General features: G+C 38.9%; 17 protein-coding genes and 3 pseudogenes. 15 read left to right on the top strand and 5 right to left on the bottom strand.

The window, feature by feature from the left end:
* On the bottom strand, positions 1 to 1,701 hold a 1,701-nt coding region (locus WN50_RS18855), incomplete at its 3' end, for a GumC family protein (protein ID WP_049560226.1).
* A gap of 71 nt (positions 1,702 to 1,772) precedes the next feature.
* Complete coding sequence (locus WN50_RS18850) at positions 1,773 to 3,251, bottom strand: SLBB domain-containing protein (protein WP_046276974.1); 1,479 nt, start codon at positions 3,249 to 3,251, stop codon at positions 1,773 to 1,775.
* A gap of 105 nt (positions 3,252 to 3,356) precedes the next feature.
* Here WN50_RS18850 and WN50_RS18845 point away from each other — a divergent pair, with 105 nt between their 5' ends.
* Positions 3,357 to 4,709 carry an O-antigen ligase family protein gene (locus tag WN50_RS18845; protein WP_046276975.1) on the top strand — a complete coding sequence of 451 codons (1,353 nt, stop codon included), beginning with the start codon at positions 3,357 to 3,359 and terminating at the stop codon, positions 4,707 to 4,709.
* Here the strand turns inward: WN50_RS18845 and WN50_RS18840 are convergent.
* Positions 4,699 to 5,622 (bottom strand): alpha-1,2-fucosyltransferase, encoded by a 924-nt coding sequence (locus WN50_RS18840; RefSeq protein ID WP_049560224.1) that lies wholly within the window; start codon positions 5,620 to 5,622, stop codon positions 4,699 to 4,701. The genes WN50_RS18845 and WN50_RS18840 overlap by 11 nt on opposite strands.
* Before the next feature lie 144 nt (positions 5,623 to 5,766).
* Between WN50_RS18840 and WN50_RS18835 the strand changes: the two genes are divergently transcribed.
* The 12 genes and pseudogenes from WN50_RS18835 to WN50_RS18765 form a co-directional block, all read left to right on the top strand.
* Positions 5,767 to 7,305, top strand: coding sequence for a lipopolysaccharide biosynthesis protein (locus WN50_RS18835; protein WP_046276976.1), 1,539 nt, complete (start codon positions 5,767 to 5,769; stop codon positions 7,303 to 7,305).
* A gap of 3 nt (positions 7,306 to 7,308) precedes the next feature.
* Positions 7,309 to 8,151, top strand: a complete 843-nt coding sequence (locus WN50_RS18830) for a sulfotransferase family protein (RefSeq protein WP_046276977.1) — start codon at positions 7,309 to 7,311, stop codon at positions 8,149 to 8,151.
* 1,373 nt (positions 8,152 to 9,524) lie between these two features.
* Positions 9,525 to 10,243: pseudogene (locus WN50_RS18815) on the top strand (glycosyltransferase); the annotation flags it as partial.
* 27 nt (positions 10,244 to 10,270) lie between these two features.
* Complete coding sequence (locus WN50_RS18810) at positions 10,271 to 10,900, top strand: glycosyltransferase (RefSeq protein ID WP_342586770.1); 630 nt, start codon at positions 10,271 to 10,273, stop codon at positions 10,898 to 10,900.
* A 611-nt stretch (positions 10,901 to 11,511) separates the two neighbouring features.
* The gene (locus WN50_RS18800; RefSeq protein ID WP_046276980.1) at positions 11,512 to 12,429 is read left to right on the top strand and encodes a glycosyltransferase family A protein; all 918 of its coding nucleotides are present in this window, start codon (positions 11,512 to 11,514) and stop codon (positions 12,427 to 12,429) included.
* 35 nt (positions 12,430 to 12,464) lie between these two features.
* A complete protein-coding gene (locus WN50_RS18795) occupies positions 12,465 to 13,184 on the top strand; it encodes a CatB-related O-acetyltransferase (RefSeq protein ID WP_072075606.1) in 720 nt (239 codons plus the stop codon).
* Complete coding sequence (locus tag WN50_RS18790) at positions 13,181 to 14,419, top strand: glycosyltransferase family 4 protein (protein ID WP_046279664.1); 1,239 nt, start codon at positions 13,181 to 13,183, stop codon at positions 14,417 to 14,419. Before WN50_RS18795 ends, WN50_RS18790 begins: the two co-directional genes overlap by 4 nt.
* Before the next feature lie 19 nt (positions 14,420 to 14,438).
* A complete protein-coding gene (locus WN50_RS18785; RefSeq protein ID WP_049560214.1) occupies positions 14,439 to 15,692 on the top strand; it encodes a glycosyltransferase in 1,254 nt (417 codons plus the stop codon).
* Positions 15,693 to 15,721: 29 nt separating this feature from the next.
* Positions 15,722 to 16,316: pseudogene (locus tag WN50_RS37710) on the top strand (glycosyltransferase); the annotation flags it as partial.
* A gap of 1 nt (position 16,317) precedes the next feature.
* Positions 16,318 to 17,064: glycosyltransferase family 4 protein (locus WN50_RS18775; protein ID WP_235441024.1), on the top strand; the 747-nt coding region annotated here is incomplete at its 5' end.
* A gap of 45 nt (positions 17,065 to 17,109) precedes the next feature.
* Positions 17,110 to 17,494, top strand: a pseudogene (locus WN50_RS37175) (glycosyltransferase); the annotation flags it as partial.
* 1 nt (position 17,495) lies between these two features.
* On the top strand, positions 17,496 to 18,437 hold a 942-nt coding region (locus WN50_RS18765; RefSeq protein WP_049560230.1), incomplete at its 5' end, for a glycosyltransferase family 4 protein.
* A gap of 170 nt (positions 18,438 to 18,607) precedes the next feature.
* On the opposite strand, the gene WN50_RS18760 is transcribed toward WN50_RS18765, so the two are convergent.
* Positions 18,608 to 19,096 (bottom strand): pentapeptide repeat-containing protein, encoded by a 489-nt coding sequence (locus tag WN50_RS18760; RefSeq protein WP_046276621.1) that lies wholly within the window; start codon positions 19,094 to 19,096, stop codon positions 18,608 to 18,610.
* A 120-nt stretch (positions 19,097 to 19,216) separates the two neighbouring features.
* Between WN50_RS18760 and WN50_RS18755 the strand changes: the two genes are divergently transcribed.
* On the top strand, positions 19,217 to 19,573 hold the full coding sequence (locus tag WN50_RS18755) for a phage holin family protein (RefSeq protein ID WP_046276620.1): 357 nt from the start codon (positions 19,217 to 19,219) through the stop codon (positions 19,571 to 19,573).
* Positions 19,574 to 19,645: 72 nt separating this feature from the next.
* Here WN50_RS18755 and cobJ read toward each other — a convergent pair whose 3' ends face one another.
* Positions 19,646 to 21,505: a precorrin-3B C(17)-methyltransferase gene (cobJ, locus tag WN50_RS18750; RefSeq protein ID WP_049560199.1), complete on the bottom strand. Its 1,860-nt coding sequence runs from the start codon at positions 21,503 to 21,505 to the stop codon at positions 19,646 to 19,648.
* 119 nt (positions 21,506 to 21,624) lie between these two features.
* Here cobJ and WN50_RS18745 point away from each other — a divergent pair, with 119 nt between their 5' ends.
* Entirely contained in the window at positions 21,625 to 22,419 is a 795-nt protein-coding gene (locus WN50_RS18745; RefSeq protein WP_046276619.1) for a cyclic nucleotide-binding domain-containing protein, read from the top strand.
* Positions 22,420 to 22,461 lie beyond the last annotated feature (42 nt).

Here is a 22,461-nt window from a genome sequence, read left to right as displayed (position 1 = left end):
GGGTTTGTTAGAACTGAGTAAACAGATATTGGCATAGAGGGAGCGAAAGGCTTCTGAAACTGGGGAAGCTGTATAGTATTGATGGACTTGAGGGTTGACGGGGGCTGAGTGGCGATCAACGACAGGGGTTAAACTGGCGACTGAGCCGATGGGAATAAAAGTTTTGGATTTTTGGGCGACTTTTTTGAAGTGTTTGGAAAGGGGAATAACGCCTAAAACGGGTAATTTAGTGTTTGATTTAATTTCGTCGGGTGTGTGGAATACGGTGATCAAGACGTCTATGATGAAGCCAATGCCAATTCCGAGCAAGGTACTCAAGACGACTGCGATCGCGAGTTGACGTTTTGTACTACTAACGGTAATTGAGATGGGTTTTCCAGAGTCATCTATCGATACCGAGGGAGGGGAAACCAGATGCCAGGGAATTTGTTGTTGAGCGGCGTCAATACCGAGGGCTTCTCGTTTTTCAAGAAATTCTGTGAGGGTTTCTGAAGCGACTAGAAGTTGTTGTTGTAATTCGGCTTCTCGGTTTGCTAAAGCCGGGAGTTCTTGTATTCGTTGGTTGAGTTGATTTTGAGCCTCCTGCAAGACATTAACTCGGGCTTCTAGTGCTTCTATACGTCCGAGGGTACTGTCTATAACTTTTTGAGCTTCTTGTTGTAGAAGTGATTGCATCTTTTGCTGCTTTTCTCGTAGTAGCTGCATGGGAAGACTGTCTTCACGGAGTCGCTTTGATTCTTGGATGATCTCGGCTTCGGTGTCGTAGTATTGCTTGATTAACCAAGAATAAGAGCCTGTGTCATTTCCTAAAATTTCGGCATAGTTTCCTTGGGCGTATTGTTGTTGCAGAACTTCAGCCCAAACTCTTTTTTCGGCGAGTTCGGATTGGTTGTTTACGATTTGTTCTTGCAGGTTTCGGGCTGCAATTGCGAGTTCTCGATCTTTATTGTCGGGATTAATTAGATTGGCTTCTTGGCGAAATATTTTAATTTGTTTTTGTATATTATTATATCGTGCTTCTAACATCGGTAACTGTTTATTTATAAATTCTAGTCCCTGATTAATACTGGTTAAACGTTCTTGTAAACTATAATTCAAATAAGCTTCTGAAATTTGATCTAAAATAAATTGGATTTTTTCAGGGTCTGAATCCTGATAGCTAACTTTGATCAGTTTTGTTCCTTCTTCTTTTGAATCTTTTTCATACATGATCCGACCAATTTCTAGGCTAGACAGGAAGGAACGGGAACTCAAATTTGGATAACGTTGTTTGATTTCCTCTACAACAGGTTCCATTAAACTAGGACTTTTCAAAACTCGAATGAGACTTTCATAATCGACTAAACTATTATTCACTTGAATTCGATTAATATCTACACCTCCAGCTTGAGCAGATAGATATTTTTGGGCAAACTGACCTTCTACCGTGACGGGTTCTATTAATAGTTGAAATGCTCCTTGGTATTTCGGAATAACTTGGCGAGATTTCAAAACGATTAAACTTCCTAAAGCCCCGCTCAGAGTCAGGATTACAAATAACATGATTGGTAAGCGTCGTCGGAAAACGGCAAAGACCCAGCCGATATCTAGTCGTTCTTCATCTTGATCTTGAACTTCTCCTGAAAATCCTTGATTCATTTCGGGATTAAGCTTCCCGTTATTTTGGACTAAAAATCGTTGTAAATCTCGTTCAGTGTCCATGATTTTGATTGATTTTTTATAGCAATTATTTTTAATTGAAGTGAAGAGCCTCTATCAGCTTGAGATTTCAATTAATCTTGGAACCCTTCGATAACCTCCAGAAGTCGAAAAATAGATAGGGCTTGATTGATGAAACTACCTGTTGGAGTTAGAAGTAAACTCGTCCGATCTGAAAACTTTGCTAAACCAGAACGTTCGACAACAATGATGTCGTTATTGCGAAGTAGAGGATTGTTTTGTTCATTCGGACTGGCAGAAAAATCAATGGCTATCGTTCGCTGAGATATTGTACCATCGGGGTTGAGGCGAATCAAATCCACGAACTGTCGGCTTGATCTGGGATTAAATCCACCTGCTTTGAGTAAGGCTTGGTTCAATGTTGTATCTGGGGCTACGTCAATTGTACCGACACCGGGATTTCTAATTTCTCCGACTACACTCACCCTAATTGTAGCAGGGGAAAAACTGGCCCGAGCGATTGGTGTAATTTCGGTTAAATCAACAGTTGTTGCTTGCGGAATAACAATGGTGTCTCCATCTTGTAAGAAGGGGTCTTTGTTGAGGTCGCCTGTTTGCAAGAGTTCCCATAAATTGACGGGGATAATCTGTTGGGTTCCGGCTTGGGTGATGCGATAAAGTTGAATTTGACGAATATCGGCTTGTTCTGTAATTCCTCCGGCTTGTCGAATAGCCCAAGTGACGGTGGCGTATCCGCCCGGACTTTCAGTATTGGCATCGCCCCCAATTAAGACATAGTTCCCCGGACGGTTCACTTGTCCAACGACAATAATATTATGAGCGGCATCGGCTGAGATCGCTAAGTTACTGTTGGCAACCTGACGAACTTCTGCTTGATTAAAATGGGTGGTCGCTGGAATAATAATCGTGTCTCCATCTCGTAGGGTTATATTAGAACGAGTATCCCCATTCTGAAGAAACTCCCAAAAATTAATGGCGATGATTTGTTCACCCCCTGAAGGTTGAGGTCTACGAAGCTGAATTTGACGGATATCGGCTGATAATGTTACTCCTCCGGCTTTTTGAATGGCTTCTGCTAGGGTGGGATAACGCAGTTCAGGTTGACGGGACTCCGGGTCAAACAGGGTCAAGATGTAGAACCCCGGACGAGAGACTTCTCCTGAAACGGCGATTTTTATAGGCCGAGGTTTAGTGAGGGTAACGGTGATTAAGGGATGTTTGAGGATACGAGCATATTCTGTTTCAATCATCCGAGTCACTTGCTCTAGGGTACTCCCTTGAACGTATAATCTCTTGATGTAGGGGAGTTGTAGGGTTCCATCCGCAATCACCTGAGCTTCTCCACTGAAATCTTCAGCGTCAAAAATTTTAACAGAAATAAAATCACCTATTCCTAAAATGTAGGCAGGTTCAAGGACAGTTAGATTATTGTCCGACTCGGATACAGTTTGACTCGGTTGAGGTAGGGATTGAGTAGAACCGCTTAGATGCCCCCCGACAGTTGTCAGTATGATTAGAGAGAGGTTAACGATCACTCGGGTCATTTTGTAGGGAGTCTTTAGGCTAACCATAGAGACATCTTTTTTCAAAATATATGAGGCTTTATTTCTATATCTTAATCTAGTTTTTTCTTGAGTTGCACCGTCTCTCCTCTAGAACTGCATAATCTTAATCTTATGAAACAGATTCTTTTTGATCCTATTTTTTTGCCTTTGATTTTAGGGGTTGTGATTATTTATGCGTTATTGGCTTTTCATTTGTCGAGTTCTAAAAAAGTTAGTTTTCTCTTCGGAGATATTTTTACGATCTTTTTTCTGTGTTTAGTTCCTAAACTGGTTATTTTCCCGTTCAACAAGTTTGATTTAAGTGTTTTGTCTAATCCGGTTTTTACCTTGGCTTCTGCTACCGGAATTATTGTCATGGCTTTTTATGGTTCTTCGTTTATTCTTTTACATTTATATTATCACAAATATTTAGAGCATACCCTCTCAATTCTAAAAGATCCGTTTTTAGGAACTTTAATAATTTTAGCCGTTTGTTCAACGTTTTGGGCTTATGAAACTGAAAAGACGTTACGAGCGACTCTTGTTATTTTGTTTCTCAGTAGTTTAGCGGCTCATATCAGTCGGCGATACAGTTTACAAAAAATTTCGTCTCTCATGCGAATCTCTCATACAATAGTTGCGTTTTTAAGTGCTTTTTATGCGCTGGCAAAGCCCAGTATTGGAATCCATGAAAAAGGCTGGAAAGGGATTGCAATTCATCCCAATTTTCTCGCCATTATTATGGCTTTAAGTGTTTTAATTTGGACGATTGATGCTTTAAATAAACCCAAATATCCGGGGTTATCTTGGGGAATGGCTGCTTTTTCGTTTTTTATTTTACAAATGGCAAACTCTGCGGGTGCTTTTGTGACGGCGATGTTGATGCTGATGATGATTGGATTGCTGAGAGTCTTAAAAAGTCTCACTTTTCAGCAAGCTTTTACCGCTATTGTGCTTTTTTTAGTCTTGGGAATTGTGATTATGATTTTACTAACAGAAAATTGGGTGAGTGTTCTCAGTAGTTTGGGTAAAGATCCAACTTTAACGGGACGAACGGAATTTTGGCCAATGCTAATTGATGCGATTAATCAAAGACCTGTTTTGGGTTATGGATACCATAACTTTTGGCAACCTTGGCGGGGGGTTGATAATCCCGCCGCAGGCGTTATTACACCGAATGGGTTTAAGCCGCCTCATGCTCATAATGGCTTTATTGAGATTGGTCTAGACTTAGGGTATATTGGCTTATCTTTGTTTATTTTGTCTTTTTTTAGAAATCTTCTTTTGGGTTCCATGCTATTAACTCAAAGCAAAAGACTAGAGTCTTTACTCCCTACTATTTTTATGGGATATTTGCTGTTTCAGAATATAACTGAAAGCCGACTTTTTGATGCTAACTTTGTCTGGTTTTATTATGTGTTATTCACGGTCAAACTCAATCATATTCACGAAGAACTGAAAAAAGAAAGAGAACTTACCCCTTAGTCTCCAACGTTAAACCTTGGGGATATTTGTAGTCCATTCCTGGAACATAAATTTTAAACTGTTCCAAACTCAAACTTAAGTTTTCCTCTGGATTATAAATTCTATACAGGGGAACTTTCCCATAAAAAGATGCCCATGTTGAATAGGTACTCATCGGCCCAATTAAGGAGTCACAAGCGGCTAAAGCATAAAGGTCTTCTAATAAATGATTCGTTCCAAAGAAGACGTTTAGAGGGGCAAACTGTTTGAGGTTATGTTGAGAATCTGAACAGACTAAAAATCCGACTTTTTGTTGAGGAAATAACTGTGTAACGTTCTGCATGACTTGTACATACTGTTCAACGGTAAAAAAGAATTCACCGCCTCGATGCTGTTGATAGTCGCCATGACGAATATGCACCCCAACTAATATTTGACACTGAGATCGAATCTCTGAAATTAATGTTTTAATATTGTTCTGATGATGCTCAACGGGTGTAAAATAGTCTCTAACCTGATCAGCATATTTGATTAAGTTAGATTCATCTCGAAAGCGAAATCCTTGAATGCAGTAGGTTTTCTGGTGATCAAATTGACTGAGAAACTCATCACTATCGAGTAAACAATCCTGTTGGGAATCAATTCTAAGAATCTTTAAACCCCGATTCAACCCTTTGATTTTACTCATCAGTATCACGAAAGAATTAGCCCAACGACCGATTAATTGGCGTAGAATTCGGTTCGGTTTCCCCTGAGAAGGATGAGGCGGATAACGGCAAAATAAGTCGCGACTGGTGGGTTGAAATAAATCAGCGTATTCATCAAACGCCAGATTAGCTAAGGTGATTTTATGGGCGTGAGCAAATGCGATTAAATGTGAAAATAAAATCAATCGATTGCCAAGCTGTCCATATTTTAGAGTGATGATCATCATGGTTTGATTGTGTAAAGTATCTTAACAAAAAACTTCACAGAAAAGTCATACTCTGTTTATTATGTCTAAGTTAAAAAAACAAGTCAACTCAAGACATCGTGATATAGTATTGACAGCAATAGTAGCGGGATAAGAGGTATCATTTTGCCGGAGTCCAAACCCAAAACTCCTGCTAGCACCGATCCGGAACGATTCTTTCGTACTGATCATCTCAAAGCCGATCTCAGAGGGCGTTCGATTCGTGGGGGTGCGATCACCATTTTGGCTCAAGTTAGCAAGTTAATCATGCAATTTGGGTCAATCGTTGTTCTTGCTCGTCTTCTTGAACCCGAAGATTATGGTTTAATCGGGATGGTGACAGTTATTACAGGCTTTATTTCCATTTTTAAGGACTTAGGCTTGTCAATGGCGACGATGCAACGAGAACAGATTACCCAGACTCAAGTCAGTACCCTATTTTGGATCAATGTTGGAATCAGCAGTGCAATTATGTTGCTGACTGTGGCTTTAGCGCCTGTGATTGCTTGGTTTTACGGCGAACCGCGTTTAATTTTGATTACGTTAGTGCTGGGAAGTGGTTTTATCTTCGGCGGACTAACTGTTCAACATCAAGCGTTGCTGAAGCGACAAATGCGTTTGGGTGCGTTAGCGGTGATTGATATTATCTCGATGATTAGTAGCATTAGTATCGCCCTGACGCTGGCAATTTTGGGTACAGGTTATTGGGCGTTAGTCGCCATGCAATTGGCGATGACAATTATTAATTGTATTGGAGTCTGGGTGAGTTGTGGTTGGCGTCCGGGATGGCCGAAGTTTGACTCAGAGATTGCTCCGATGTTAGCGTTTGGGGGATGGAACACGGGTTTTACAGTTGTTAATTATTTTACTCGTAATCTCGATAATTTACTAATTGGAAAGTTTTGGGGTGCGGATCAATTGGGACTCTACGCCCAAGCTTACAAATTGTTGGTTTTACCGCTACAACAGATTAATTTTCCGCTTTCAACGGTGGCTTTACCGGGTTTGTGCAGTGTCCAGTCTGATCCCGAACGATATCGATCTTACTATGGCAAAGCCGTTGAAGTGATGGTCTTGCTCGGAATGCCTATTTCAGTCTATATGGCGGTGGATGCTGATAATTTGATCATCAATTTGTTAGGATCTCAATGGAGTGAGGCGATCATTTTATTTAGAGTCCTTTCACCTGTCGCTTTTATTAGTACCTTTAACGTCGCCACTGCCTGGGTGTTTATCTCAATGGGACGAGCGGATCGTCAATTTCACTGGAATATATTTGCTTCCGTAATCACGGTGATTGCATTTTTAATTGGGGTGCGTTGGGGTGCTTTGGGGGTAGCAATTGCAGCCAGTATTACCTTCTGTGGTTTGCGTTATCCGGGGATTGTTTATTGCTTTCAGTCTTCTCCGTTGACCCCAGGATTTCTGATGAAGATTTTATGGAAACCTGCCGTTGCTTCTTTCGTTGCAGGAGGACTGCTTTGGTTCGTTCGTCAAGCAATATCTTGGAGTATTAATCCTTTTGTTGAAATTGCCCTTCATTGTGCATTATATGCTTTATTCTATCTGTCGTGCTGGTGTATTTTACCGAATGGCAGACAGACCTTAAAACAAGTGTTGCAACTACTCAATGAGTTGCGACATAAGCCTAAAAAGGTGGGATAAAAAATGTCTAAACTCAATCAGTTTATTCCGAGTTCTATTCAACCGTTCTATCAGAAAATACGAAGTTTTCGTTATCAAGTGGAGGGGGAATTAAAAAAATTAACGACTCCAGTTCATCCTCATCCTATTCTGGTGTTAGGAAATCAAAAGTCTGGAACTTCAGCAATTGCTGCTTTACTCGCTGAAAATACAGGCTTATCAGTGACAATTGATATTACCCAAGAAGTTGATTACCCAATTTATCATCATGTCCTTTTAGGGAAACTATCGTTTAATACATATATTCAACGTCACAAACTCTATTTTTCTAAAGCGATTATCAAAGAACCTAATCTCACCCTGTTTTATCAGGAGTTAATTAACTATTTTCCGCAAGCCAAATTTGTTTTTATTATTCGTGATCCCCGAGATAATATTAGAAGTATTTTGAATCGCTTAAATTTACCCGGAAATCTCGATGAAATTCAACCTGAACAGGGCAAAAAAATAAGTCAAGCTTGGCAGTTAATTGTCAATAATGTTGGGTTAAATCTTCCAGGTTTAAACTATATTGAAAGAATGGCTTATCGATGGAATTATATGACTGATGTTTACGACAATCACTCCGAAAAGATGATTTTAATTCGTTATGAAGACTTTCTCAAAGATAAAGTTAGTCAAATTGAAAAACTCGCTCAACAGTTAGGTCTAAAGCCTGTCAATGATATTGCTGATAAAGTTAATATTCAGTTTCAAGGACGAGGAGATCAAAATGTAAAATGGCAAGATTTCTTTGGAAAAGATAATTTAAGCAAAATCGAATTGATTTGTGCTGAAAATATGAGAAAATTTAATTATTCCATTTAGGAAAAAGATGCACCCGGATTATCCAGAAAAAATCTTCTTCTATTGTCTTCCTCAAGGGCCACCCGAAAAAGCGGCTTATCAACATCCTATTGTTTGTTTAGCGGAAGGTTTACAACAATTAGGAATTCCTTTTTATGGGAATGTTAACTATTGGAAAACATCCCTTCAAGAGGATAGGTTTCTCCTGTGCCATCACCCCGAGATTACAGCCAATGAATGTCAGGTTGCAATTATTAGTGGTCGTTGGTTTGACTATGGTTATCCCATTCCTGAAAATTTATTTCATCCCAAACGCAAGTACATAACGGTATATTTCGATGATTCAGATGGCTTAAGAACTCCATCTTTTCACGATGAATTTAGAAAATTTGACTATATTTTTAAGTGTCATTATCACCAACAACTAAAATACCCAAAAAACTTTTATCCTTGGGCTTTTGGGTTATCTAACCGGATTATTAAAATGACTCATGAACAACCCGATTTTTCTCAGAGAAACAAAACATTACTCTATAATTTTAGAGTGAAGCACTCTCTGCGAGATACCGTTAAAAGCCTGTTAATTGAAAATGGTCTTCATCAAATTTTACCTTTAGACGAAACGATTGATCAGTCTGACACCAGTTCTTTGAGTGCTGAAGATCACTTACAATGGACTCAAAGTGGAAGACGTCATTATCCTTCCTATTATCAACGCTTAAAATCATCAGTCGCTTGTGCTGCTTTTGGAGGAACATTTGTTCCGGCTTTTCCCAAAAACCCTAACCATTTATTCAGTCGAACCTTGACGCATTTATTAGGTGAAGAAATGATTTGTAAAGTTGATTCTAGACTCCGAATCATTGTACAGTGGGATAGTTGGAGATTGTGGGAATCTTTAGCTGCCGGATGTGTGACTTTTCATGTTGACTTTGAGCAAAATAACTTTTTATTACCTGTGATGCCAATCAACTGGAAACACTATATTGGCATTGATTTAAAAAATGTAAAAGAAACCGTTCAACGNGTGAAGAAATGATTTGTAAAGTTGATTCTAGACTCCGAATCATTGTACAGTGGGATAGTTGGAGATTGTGGGAATCTTTAGCTGCCGGATGTGTGACTTTTCATGTTGACTTTGAGCAAAATAACTTTTTATTACCTGTGATGCCAATCAACTGGAAACACTATATTGGCATTGATTTAAAAAATGTAAAAGAAACCGTTCAACGTCTAATAGAAGACGCACAAATTTTAGCCGAAATTTCCACGAATGGTAGGAGTTGGGCTATTGAACATTATAGTCCTGTTCCGACGGCGATTCGTTTTCTCAAAGCGATTGGAAAAGACTATCTCATCAAATAAACTTTTAGGATGGAGTTGAGAGTAAACATATGAAAATTGCCTTTATCGTCGGAACATTTCCTTCCTTATCTGAAACCTTTATTCTTAATCAAATTACAGGTTTAATTGAGCGTGGACATCAAGTCGATATTTATGCAGATTCTCCTCAAGATCAAGATAAATTTCATGCTGATGTCGAAAAATATCAGTTGTCTAATCGGACTTACTATCGCCCCCGTTGGAGTCATCCTCGAACAAAAGCTGTCTTGAAAGGTTTAGGATTATTCCTCAAAAATTTCCCGAAAAATCCCCCTGTTTTGTTACGCTCATTAAATGTTTTTCAATATAAACAAGAGGCCTATTCATTGCGATTACTTTATGCCGCTATTCCCATGATCGGAAAAAAGCCTTATGATATTATTCACTGTCACTTTGGTCAACTCGGTCAAAAAGGTGTAACTCTACGGGAAATTGGAGCCATTCAAGGACGATTAATTACTTCATTTCATGGGGCGGATGTTAACTCACCTGTTTGGTATTCAAGGGGAGGAACGTATAAAAAACTTTTCAAATTGGGCGATAAATTTACTGTCAATTCAAATTTTACGGCGGAGCGAGCGATTGCTTTAGGATGTCCCCCGGAGAAAATTGTTAAACTTCCGATGGGATTAAATTTATCGCTTTATCAGTTTAAAGCCCGTTATCTACAAGCCAATGAACCTGTTAAAATTATTACGGTAGCTCGATTAGTTGAAAAAAAAGGAATTGANTTGCTTTAGGATGTCCCCCGGAGAAAATTGTTAAACTTCCGATGGGATTAAATTTATCGCTTTATCAGTTTAAAGCCCGTTATCTACAAGCCAATGAACCTGTTAAAATTATTACGGTAGCTCGATTAGTTGAAAAAAAAGGAATTGAATATTCAATTAGAGCTGTAGCTCAAGTTTTAAAAGAATATCCCAACTTAATTTATCGTATTGTTGGGGATGGAGGTTTACGAGAGTCTCTTGAACAACTCATTAGAGAACTAAATGTTTCTGAAAATGTTAAAATATTAGGATGGATGACTCAAGAAGAAGTTCGTCAGCTATATACAGACTCTCATCTTTTTATTCTTTCTAGTGTGACGGCTACCGATGGAGACAAAGAAGGTCAGGGTTTAGTTTTACAAGAGGCTCAAGCAATGGGTTTACCTGTTTTATCAACAATTCACAATGGAATTCCCGATGGTGTTTTAGATGGAAAATCAGGTTTTTTAGTCCCAGAAAAAGATGTTGATGCTTTAGCAGAAAAATTAAGCTTTTTGCTCAAAAATCCAGAAAAATGGTTAGAAATGGGTCAATCTGGTCGAGCCTTTGTAGAAGAAAATTATGAGATTAATAAACTGAACGATCAATTAGTGGAGATTTATTCAAAATTAATATAACAAGAAAAAACAGTCTAAATTTAAAGCTTATTATTGGAGGATAAATCAGCATGATATCTATTAAAAACCACTCAAAGTTTTTCTGAAAAACTCCGGGTATTCTCTAAAAAGGATATCAACATCAAGTTCCCGAAGCTTTTGTTGCAAGAGTTTCTGGGCGAGTCTGGGGAAATCAGAAACGTGGTGCTGTTATTACTCCTGATGATAGTGTTTTAGGAGATGTTTCTAAAGAAATTAATAAACATTATTAAAAAAATGGTATGGTTTGAGGTAATAAATTAATATTAAATTTGGAAAAAACAAGCGAATAAGTGTTCATTAATTAACGGATTATATTGAGAGACAATAAAAATGAAAACTCCAGTTGTTTTTCTGATTTTTAACCGACCCGAATTAACCGCAAAAGTATTTGAGGTCATTCGTCAAGCCCAGCCCCCAATATTGCTCGTTGTGGCAGATGGCTCTCGGTCTGACCGACCAGAAGAAGCTGAAAAATGTCAACAAACTCGGGCTATTATTGATTGTGTAGACTGGGACTGTGAGGTATTAAAAAAACTAGGATGCGGTCAACAGTCATNTTAATTAACGGATTATATTGAGAGACAATAAAAATGAAAACTCCAGTTGTTTTTCTGATTTTTAACCGACCCGAATTAACCGCAAAAGTATTTGAGGTCATTCGTCAAGCCCAGCCCCCAATATTGCTCGTTGTGGCAGATGGCTCTCGGTCTGACCGACCAGAAGAAGCTGAAAAATGTCAACAAACTCGGGCTATTATTGATTGTGTAGACTGGAACTGTGAGGTATTAAAAAACTATTCTGATATTAATTTAGGCTGTGCCAAGCGAGTTTCAAGTGGTTTAAATTGGGTCTTTGAAACTGTAGAATCAGCTATTGTTTTAGAAGATGACTGTTTACCGCATCCTAGTTTTTTTGATTACTGTGAAGAACTCCTAGACTATTATCAGCAAGATCAACGAGTCATGTCAATAGCAGGAACAAACTTTCAATTCGGACATCAACGCAGTGAATACAGCTATTATTATTCAGGTTTTCACGACTGTTGGGGGTGGGCGACTTGGCGACGAGCTTGGCAATATTTCGACTTTGAGATGAAGCTTTGGCCGACTTTTAGAGAGAGTAATTTTCTTGATCATAAACTTTCAAATAATAGCCGAGCCGTTAATTATTGGCGGCGACTGTTTCAAGCGACTTATGAAGGGAAAAAAAATAGTTGGTTTTATCGATGGTTATTTTCCTGTTGGGTTCAGAGTGGTTTGGGGATTATGCCCAGTGTAAATTTAGTTTCTAATCTTGGTTTTAGTTTATCATATTCTTCAAATACAACAGCCGAGGCTAAAAAGATTTCTTATGCTAATATGCCCGTACAAGCAATGGGTTTTCCCTTATCTCATCCTCCCTATCTGTTACAAAATTGGGAAGCTGACGAATGGACTCAAGAAACTCGTTTTTCGCCCAGCTTTTTGAACCGATTTCAACGAAAGTTGAACAATTTTTGGAGTTCCTAAATTATTGTTTTTATGAAATCAAAGGAGTTTTTTTGATGTTAATATGGATTAAAATTTTAAAATCAGCCACTAAAAATCCCTTAACTGATTATTTGTCCTATCTCGTGAATTGGTGGAAAAACAAACTCAAATACAAAGATTTAGAACAGGGATATTACTCAAAACTCAATAACACTACAGTTGGAAATAACGTTAAACTCTATGAAAATGTTACCCTTTTAAATTCTGATATTGGCTCTTACACTTATATTTTATCCAATACTCGTATTTCTAGAGTTAATATTGGTAAGTTTTGTTGTATTGGTATCAACTGTATCATCGGTTTTGGAATTCATCCAACCCAAGATTTTGTATCTACTCATCCCATTTTCTACTCAACTTTAAAGCAAGGAGGAATTACATTTTCTGAGCAAAATTATTTTGAAGAAAGAAAAGAAATAAACATTGGAAATGATGTTTGGATTGGAGCAAATGTAACCATTTTAGATGGTGTAACAATTGGAGATGGATCTGTCATTGCAGCCGGAGCTGTTGTCAATAAGGACGTTCCACCTTATGCAATTGTTGGAGGAGTTCCAGCCAAACTAATCCGATACCGATTTGATGAAGAAACGATTAAATTTTTACTAAAGTTTCAATGGTGGAGCAAAGATGAAGAATGGTTAAGAAGTCATTTTAAAGATTTTCACAATATTATTACCTTCAAACAAAAGTATGCTAAAACAGAGTCAGTGCATCCAAATAGCACCCCATGAAAAATATTTTACTTTCAGCTTATGCCTGTCAACCGAATAAAGGTTCAGAACTCGGTTTTGGTTGGAATTGGGCTTGGTATTTGGCACAATTGGGTCACGAAGTTTGGGTTTTAACTCGTTCTCATGCGGAAAGTCAAGCGGCTTGGGAAGAAGTCTTAGCGACTCAACCCCTGCCAAATTTACACTTTTTTCCAGTTGATATCCCTAACCGTTTCAAACCTTATTTGAAGGGAAAAATCGGAGTTTATCTTCATTACTTAATTTGGCAAAGACAAGCTTATACAGTTGCCTTAAAACTGAATGAAAAGCACAATTTTGATCTGATTCATCATGTGACTTGGGGTAGTTTAACGGCGGGTTCTGAGCTTTGGCGTCTCAATAAACCGTTTATATTTGGGCCGGTTGGAGGGGGACAAATTGCACCACCAGCTTTCAAAAGTTACTTTTTAGATCAATGGCGAAGTGAAGCGTTTCGTTCTTTTGCTAATACTCAATTACTTCCTTTGAATTTAATTGCGCGTCAAACGGTTAGCCATGCAGATTTAATCTTAGCAACAAATCAAGATACCGCCCATTTAGCGAAACGTTTGGGTGCATCTTGGGTTGAATTGTTTCTAGATACTGGATTAGAAGAAAACTATTTTCCTGATTCACCGCCCAATCGAAGTCAAACTCAGCCTTTCAAGTTACTTTGGGTCGGTCGTTTATTTCATAGAAAAGGGTTACTATTAGCCCTAGAAGCTCTTGCAAAAGTTAACTCAGAAATCCCTATTCAATTAACAATTGTTGGAGGGGGTTCTCTTGATAAATATATTCCACAATGGCTGAAGGATTTACAACTTGAAAGCAAAGTTGAGGTGAAAGGTCAAATCTCTTGGACAGAAGTTAAACAGGAATATTTAACCAATGATGTTTTCTTATTTACAAGTTTAAGAGACTCATTTGGTTCACAATTAGTTGAAGCAATGGCTTATGCTTTACCTGTTATTGTTCTCAACCATCAAGGTGCAGGAGATTTAGTTCCCGATACAGCAGGAATTAAAGTTTCTGTAACTCAACCGAGTGAAACTGTAGCCGAATTAGCTTTAGCGATTGAATTGATGTATAAACATCCTCAAAAACGATGGGAGATGGGTCAACAAGGTTATGAATTTGCTCGACAACAAATTTGGTCAAAGAAGGCAATTTCTATTGATCACTATTATGAGCGTTTAATGAATTCTAAGAAGCATTAATTTTATCAACGTATAACTTATGGATAGCCGATCATCAAACTTAAAAAATCATTCCAAAAAAATCCTAATTTTGAATTTAGTCTCAACCGGGCATTATGCAAACTATCTGCAATATTTAATTGAATTTATTGCCCTAAAAAATCTCAAATATCAGCTTTGTATTATTGTCTTGAATGAATTTATTTCTAAACATCAAGAAGTCGTTAATCTAGCTTCCCAACTTCCGAATAAAAATTTAGAATTTATTACGATAAAACCGGAAGAAGAGGAAATTTTAAAGTCAACTCAGTCTAAAATTGGGCGTTTTGTTCGAGATTTCCAGGAATTTCGGTTATTATGTCGATATGCAAAATCTTTAGAAGCAACTCAAGGTTTGATGATGATCGCGGATCGCTACCTGCTACCTCTAGCCTTAGAAGGTTATAAGTTACCTTGTCCTGTATCTGGAATTTATTATCGACCTTCCTTTCATTACGTGAATTTTTCTGATGATCAACGCAGTCAAAAAGAACGAATTCAACATTTCCGAGAAAAACTAATCCTAACTCGCGTCATGCAACAACCTCAAGTTAAAACATTATTTGTACTCGATCCGTTTGTTGTGAATAATTTGAATCAAAATAATAATAGAGCAACAGCAGTCTATATGCCTGATCCGGTTAAAACTTACAATTTATCGGATCTAAATCTAGAAAAAATCAAAGAAGATTTGAATCTAAAACCGGATAAAAAAAGTTTTTTATTACTCGGAAGTTTGGGAGAACGTCGAGGAATTTATCAGCTTCTAGATGCAGTTAATTTGCTCCCCGATCACCTTTGTCACCAATTCTGTTTAGTTTTAGTTGGACAGATTATTCCCCAGGATCGTGATGCCGTAAAATCTAAAATTGCACAGCTCTCTCAAACAAAGCCTGTAGAGATTATTTGTAAATTTGAGTTTGTTTCTGAACAGGATGTTCATTGTTATTTTCACTTAGCTGATGTTATTCTATCTCCTCATCAGAAACATATTGGAATGAGCGGAACTCTAGTCTTAGCAGCAGCAGCTCAGAAACCTGTTCTCAGTTCAAATTATGGTTTAATGGGAAAACTTGTTCAAGACTATCATCTCGGTTTAACGCTTGACTCAACACAACCCAGTGAAATTGCTAAAGGTTTAACTCGATTTTTACAAGAACCCGAGACCGTATTATGCGATCGCACTCTAATGAAAAAATTTGCTGAACAGAACTCAGCCGAAAAGTTCGCTGACGTTATTTTTAATCATATCTAAGTTCATCAATCTCCTTTTGAAATCTTTTTATGAAACAAGTTTTAATTGTTCAAACCTTAGTCAAACAATATCGAGTTTCTTTCTTTGAGAAACTGTATCAAGCTCTTGACTCAGAAGGAATTAAATTGAGAGTCGCTTATGGAGATCCGAGTCAAGCCGAACTACAAAAATCAGATAATGTTGAATTAAATTCAGAAGTCGGACTCAAAGTTAAGAATTATTGGTTGTTTAAAGGTAAAATATTGTATCAACCTTTATGGAAAGAAATTCAACGATCAGATTTAATCATTGTTGAGCAAGCAAGCCGCCATGTCATTAATTATGTTTTGTTAGTTTTATCCGCTTTAAAACTCAAAAAAGTTGCTTTTTGGGGTCACGGTTGGGATCGACAAGCTGAACAGGAAAACTTTCAAGAATGGGTTAAACGAAAGGTGATTAATCGGGTTGATTGGTGGTTTGCTTACACAGAAGGAACTGCTCAATATTTGAGAGAACATAACGTCAAAAAAGATACCATCACAATTGTACAGAACTCGATAGATACTCAACAACTCCAAGACGATATACTCAGTATTACAGCCAATGAAATTGCCGAAGCAAAAGCCAAGTATCAGATCGAAGAACNTGGGTTAAACGAAAGGTGATTAATCGGGTTGATTGGTGGTTTGCTTACACAGAAGGAACTGCTCAATATTTGAGAGAACATAACGTCAAAAAAGATACCATCACAATTGTACAGAACTCGATAGATACTCAACAACTCCAAGACGATATACTCAGTATTACAGCCAATGAAATTGCCGAAGCAAAAGCCAAGTATCAGATCGAAGAACCGGATAAAATTGGATTATTTTGCGGGGGTTTATATCCCAATAAACATTGGAGATTTTTAATTGATTCAGGAAAACTAATTCACGAAAAAATTCCAAATTTTAAGCTGTTTATCCTCGGAAATGGCCCGGATCGTCAACAGCTTGAACAGATAGTCAGTGAATATCCTTGGATCTATTATGTAGGTTCTCAGTTTGAGCGAGAAAAAGCACTCTACTTTTCTTTGGCTGATGTCTTTTTAATTCCGGGTTTAGTGGGTTTAGCTATTCTAGATGCTTTTGTAGCGGGACTCCCTGTAATTACAACAGATCTCCCAATTCACAGTCCAGAAATTGAGTATTTAAGTTCAGGTATCAATGGTGTAATGACAGAACATAGTATAGAAGAATATGCTCAAGCTGTGATCAAAGTTATGAACGATCATGATTTTTATTTACAATTAAAAACAGGTGCTTTAATAACAGCAAAACAATATACAATAGAACAAATGGTTGATAATTTTAAGACGGGAATTTTGAAAGGCTTGAGTCCTAATGCTTAATCAGTAATTGAATTTGATGATAAAAACATTTTTAGAGGACAACAGATGCACATCCTTATTTCTGCATTAAGTCGGTTTACTCAACCCACCGGTTTATGTCGAGGCGCTGCAAATTTAGCAAAATGTTTAGCTGCTTCCGAACAAGTTGAACAAATTACCTTCGTTTTGGGAAGTTGGCAAAGACAATATTTTGAAGAAGATTTTCAGCTCAATTCTGATAAAATAAAAGTCCTACAAATTGAGATCAAAAATACTTCCTTGAAGCGGAACCTCTGGTTTATGTTTGAACTGCCAAAACTCGTCAATAAACTCAAGCCCAATATTGCTCACTTTTCCTTTCCAATTCCTTTTTTAAACTTTTTATTTTCAGTGCCTGTTGTTTCGACGATTCACGATTTTTATCCCTATGAAAAACCCGAAAACTTTGGCTNGTCCTACAAATTGAGATCAAAAATACTTCCTTGAAGCGGAACCTCTGGTTTATGTTTGAACTGCCAAAACTCGTCAATAAACTCAAGCCCAATATTGCTCACTTTTCCTTTCCAATTCCTTTTTTAAACTTTTTATTTTCAGTGCCTGTTGTTTCGACGATTCACGATTTTTATCCCTATGAAAAACCCGAAAACTTTGGCTTTCCAAATTATCTGTTTAATCAGCTTTTTACCTACCTGGCTGTGATCAATAGTGATGGAATTGTCTGTGTTTCTCAAGAGACTCTAAACCGACTGCAATACTATTTTCCCAAAGTCTATGCTCAAGGCAAAAATCGTGTAGTTTATAACTATGTTGACTTTGAAAATACTCAACCCAAACTTCCAATTAAACTCAATTTAGAGAACCGTCCTTTTATTCTCAGTGTAGCTCAACATCGTAAAAATAAAAATTTACATTTATTGATTCAAGCCTATGCTAAACTAATAGAAGAAAAACGAGATATCGCTCCCTCAACTCAACTCATTTTAGTGGGAAGTACAGGCCCAGAAACAGGGAATTTAATCGAACTTATTCATACAAAATCCCTGGGTGATCGAGTGCTTCTAACCTCATCCATTGATGATGAACAGTTGTGCTGGCTTTATCAAAATTGTCAGCTAGTAGTTTGTCCTTCTTCAACAGAAGGGTTTTGTTTACCCCTAGCAGAAGCCCTCTATTTTTCGAGTCGAGTAGTTTGTTCAGATATCCCGATATTTCGAGAAGTGGGGGCTTCTGACTGCTTTTATTTCGACTTAGATGATGATCCCGTTCACAATCTGTCTCAAGCAATTATTAACGCCTTAAAACAGCCTCGCCCCCAACTCCCTCCTGATGAGTTTCGCTTCTCAAAAACGACTGCAATGACACAATATTTAGAGTTTTACTCAAGTTTATTTTGAGGAGATTCATCTCAACGTAACTAAAGACTTTATCAACAAGACTCTGGATGTTTTACCCAAATCTATTCAAGGTTCTTTAAAATATTTATATGATGAGTTTATCAGGTAGGAGCGGTAAATTGGCAATTCATTAATTTCCCAAACAATCCGCTCCAATCCTATTAAAAAAATCAACGACAACCCAAAGAATATCGAGTTTCAACCCCGGTTTTTGGATTAACACCACTGGCTCTTTTACACAGTTGTCGAAGCTGTTCTCGATCTAAAAGAGCCTCGCTAAAATCTGCACCTGTGATGTTTGTATTTTTAAAAGTCGAACCCAAAAATAGAGCTTCTGTAAAGATAGAATTACTCAAATCCGCATCACTAAAATCAACCTGATCCAACATTCCGTAGGTCAAATCTGCACCCCGCATATTAACTTTTTGCATAATCGCTTTGCTAAAAATTGACCCAACTAACTGAGAATTGTCAAAGGTAGCAGACTCTAAATTTGAGTTAGCAAACTCCGCCGCCGGAAGCGTTTGATTAGAAAAATCCCGTCCTTGTAAGAGGCTATGATTAAAAAATAAACCCGATGGGTTCTCCTCAGCCCATGCCGTTAAAGGCCAACAGAACAACACCAGTGTTGCAATAACAGCGATGAATCCTCGAATCATCCTAAAATCTCCTATTCAAATGTAGTCTCTCATTCCAGCATAGCGATTCTCGGATACAGATGCTGAAAAAATCGGTGAATTTGCTAAAATTACAAGGTACTGATAGAGTTGAGCTTTCCTATGCTGAATTTCTTTCTAACGTGGGTACTTTCGGCGATTGCGCTTTGGATTACCGCTTATCTGGTACCGGGCTTAACCATTGCGAGTTGGCAAGCCGCAGCCATTGGTGTTGTGGTTATGGGGTTAGTAAATGCGATTGTCAAACCGATTTTAATTCTGTTTACACTGCCTTTAACCTTGCTGACTTTAGGGTTATTTCTACTGGTGATTAACGCCATTTCCCTTTCATTAGTCGGATATTTTACACCAGGATTTGACGTTGCAGGATTTTTCCCTGCGTTGTTCGGTTCGATTGTTTTATCCCTAGTTTCTGGTTTAATTGATCGAGTTTTTTCTCGCACCACTCAAGAACTGTAAACCGTTTTTGATTGATTAGAAGACAACACAATTTCCTCACACTCCACTTGACTCCTCTGAACGTTTAGGAGGTTAACATTGTTCAAAGCCTAAATATCCTCTCGGGGTAATCATCCAATTTTCCAGAAACGCTGTACTTTGATTGCCAATTAAAACCGTAGTCAACATATCAACAGAAACTTCCGTTAATTGCCCTAAAGTCGTTAACGTAATCTGTTCATCTTCTCGATAAGCAGAACGCACAATTGCTACGGGAGTTTGTGGAGAACGAAACTGTAAAAAAATCGCCTGAGCCTGATATAATTGTTCGGTACGACTGCGCGATCGCGGATTATATAAAGCACAGACAAAATCAGCCATTGCAGCCGCTTTTAAGCGCTTTTCAATCACCTCCCAAGGCGTCAACAAATCACTCAAACTAATCGCGCAAAAATCGTGCATCAAGGGCGCACCCACCCGAGAAGCGGCCGCTTGCAACGCACTAATCCCCGGAAACACTTGTACTGCTGGCGTTTGCCCTTGCCAACCTTGGGCGCGAAGTTCTTCAAACACTAACCCCGCCATCCCGTAAATCCCACAATCCCCCGAAGACACCACCGCCACCGTTAACCCCCATTCAGCCAAGAAAATCGCTCGTTCAGCCCGAAGACGTTCTTGGGTAATGGGATAGGATTCAACAATTTGCCCTGGACGCAACAACGGCGCAATTAACTCCAAATACAGCGAATACCCAATCACCACATCCGCCTGAGTCACTGCGGTTTGGGCGGCGGGAGTCATTTGATTGAGTTGACCGGGGCCAATACCAATCAGCAATAATTGTCCCTTGCGTCCGGTATATTCTCGTTGGCTTTGGGCAATGGCCACCGTTACCGCCTGACCGATTCTTGGCTGTTCGGAGGGTTGAGGATGACGATAAATCTGTTTAGTCACCAGTAACGTTTCGACTCCAGCCACTTGTAAGGCGGCAGCTTCAGCAACACTGGGCGTTCCCACCTCTTGACGAACAATATCAGAAGGCGTCGGCACCGTCACCTGACGCAACACTTCGGCATCAAACGTGCGTAACGGCCAATCGCGCTCTTGACAAAGTTCCACTAATCCGGTTTCATCGGCTTTGAGATCAATCGTGGCAATTCCGGCAATCGCTTCACAAGCGAGTTGATGAGTCTCTAAGACTTCTAAAATTGCCTTTTCAATCACCATTTTGGGGGTATGGCGTTCACAACCCACACCCACCCACAGGACTCGCGGATGCCATTGGACTTGGGGTAAATCGGTGGAAAGTGGTCGCGCTTTGGGGCTAATCCAGATTTTGGCTTGAGGAGTTGAGGTTGAGGTAAAATCAAAGGGATGATCTGCGGGGAGATGCTGTTGCCAAAGCGTAGAACCTGCTTCTTGCTGAACTTGTAGCGTTTTTTGTTGGGCTAACGCCGCACTCACACCTGTCCAGTCTCCGGCTCCTCGTTTCCAGCCAAACGGCACCCCTAAAACATCAATTCCGGGGAGTTTCAAAGCGTTTGCGGCACCGGTTAATATAGGAGTTGCGCCCAGTTGACGGGCCACGAGTTGGGCGAGTTGATCCGCGCCGCCAATATGACCACTACAGACACTAATCACAAACTGGCCGCTTTCGTCAACCACAATCACCGCCGGATCGCTGGATTTATGCTGTAATAGGGGGGAAATCAGGCGGACAACGGCCCCTAAAGCCAGACAGAAGATAATAGCGCGATGACTTGACCAGAGTTGCGGTAGGAGTTGGCGCAGAGAGTCGGGATAGGTTTGGCTGCCGGGGATGTCGCCCAAGGATTGAGGCAGGTACAGCGTCACATCGGAAGTCTGACACAACGGTTGTAGTCGTTGGGCTGCGTTGGGGGTTGTAGCGATCGCAGCAATGGGCTGAAATGCAATCAGTTGTGATGGACTCATCGAATTTTGGAATTGATGCGCGATTCAGTTATTATATTAATCTTAATTATAAGTTGTAATTTGGGATTTTTGATTGCAGATTTGGGTCATATCTAATAGGCCATCGGGGGTCGGACTTTATGTCTGAGAAAGCAAACTTATTTCTAAATTTGAAGACTTTCAAGGATTTTTACTCGGAAGAAGTCGAACTCATCTGTGAATATTTTTCAATTCATAAGTTTTTTGACCTACAAGAGATTATGCCCAAAACTGGACGTGATACTTCTTTTGGAGTGATTCTCAGTGGAGAAATTAGTATTATCGAGGATCATCGGGACAACTCGACGCGCACAACCGGGGACTTCTTAGGGGAAATGGCACTCTTGGAGTCAATCTCTCGTCAAGCCGATTTTATTGCGGCCAGTGATGGTACGATTGCGATTATGACCTTTGATGATATTGAAAACCTCAAACATAAACGTCCTCACTTAGCGGTTAAATTAATTCATCGTGTTACCCAGGCCGCCGTTGAGGGAATTCGCAGAAGCGGAATCAGGGCGAATCGTAAATATATGATTCTCATGGCAGATGAAACGAAAATCTCCGAGTTGGTAAACTGGGTAGAGAAGGAAATTGATATTTTGTCGAATGTACCGATTTTAGCGCCGGAATGGGTTGCTCAAATTTTAAAGCAGAAAGTCAATCTGAGCGTTAAACAAGTGATTCGTCCCAATCTTTTAGTCGGAGGGTCAGATACAATTGGTGTACAAATTATCTTAGGAAATATCAAGGCAGTGATTTGTTTGAGAGAACCTTTAATTCGCCGGCCAAATCTAGCTTCCTTAGAGGCTATTTTTAGACTTTGTGATACTTATCAGGTTATTTGTGCAACCAATATCCAAACTGCACGAGCAATTTTACCCACATTTACTTAAACTCTAATCAATCAAGGATAAAATGATGAAAAAGCGAATTTT

Source organism: Limnoraphis robusta CS-951 (genome assembly GCF_000972705.2).
This window is presented reverse-complemented; position numbering and strand designations above follow the sequence as displayed.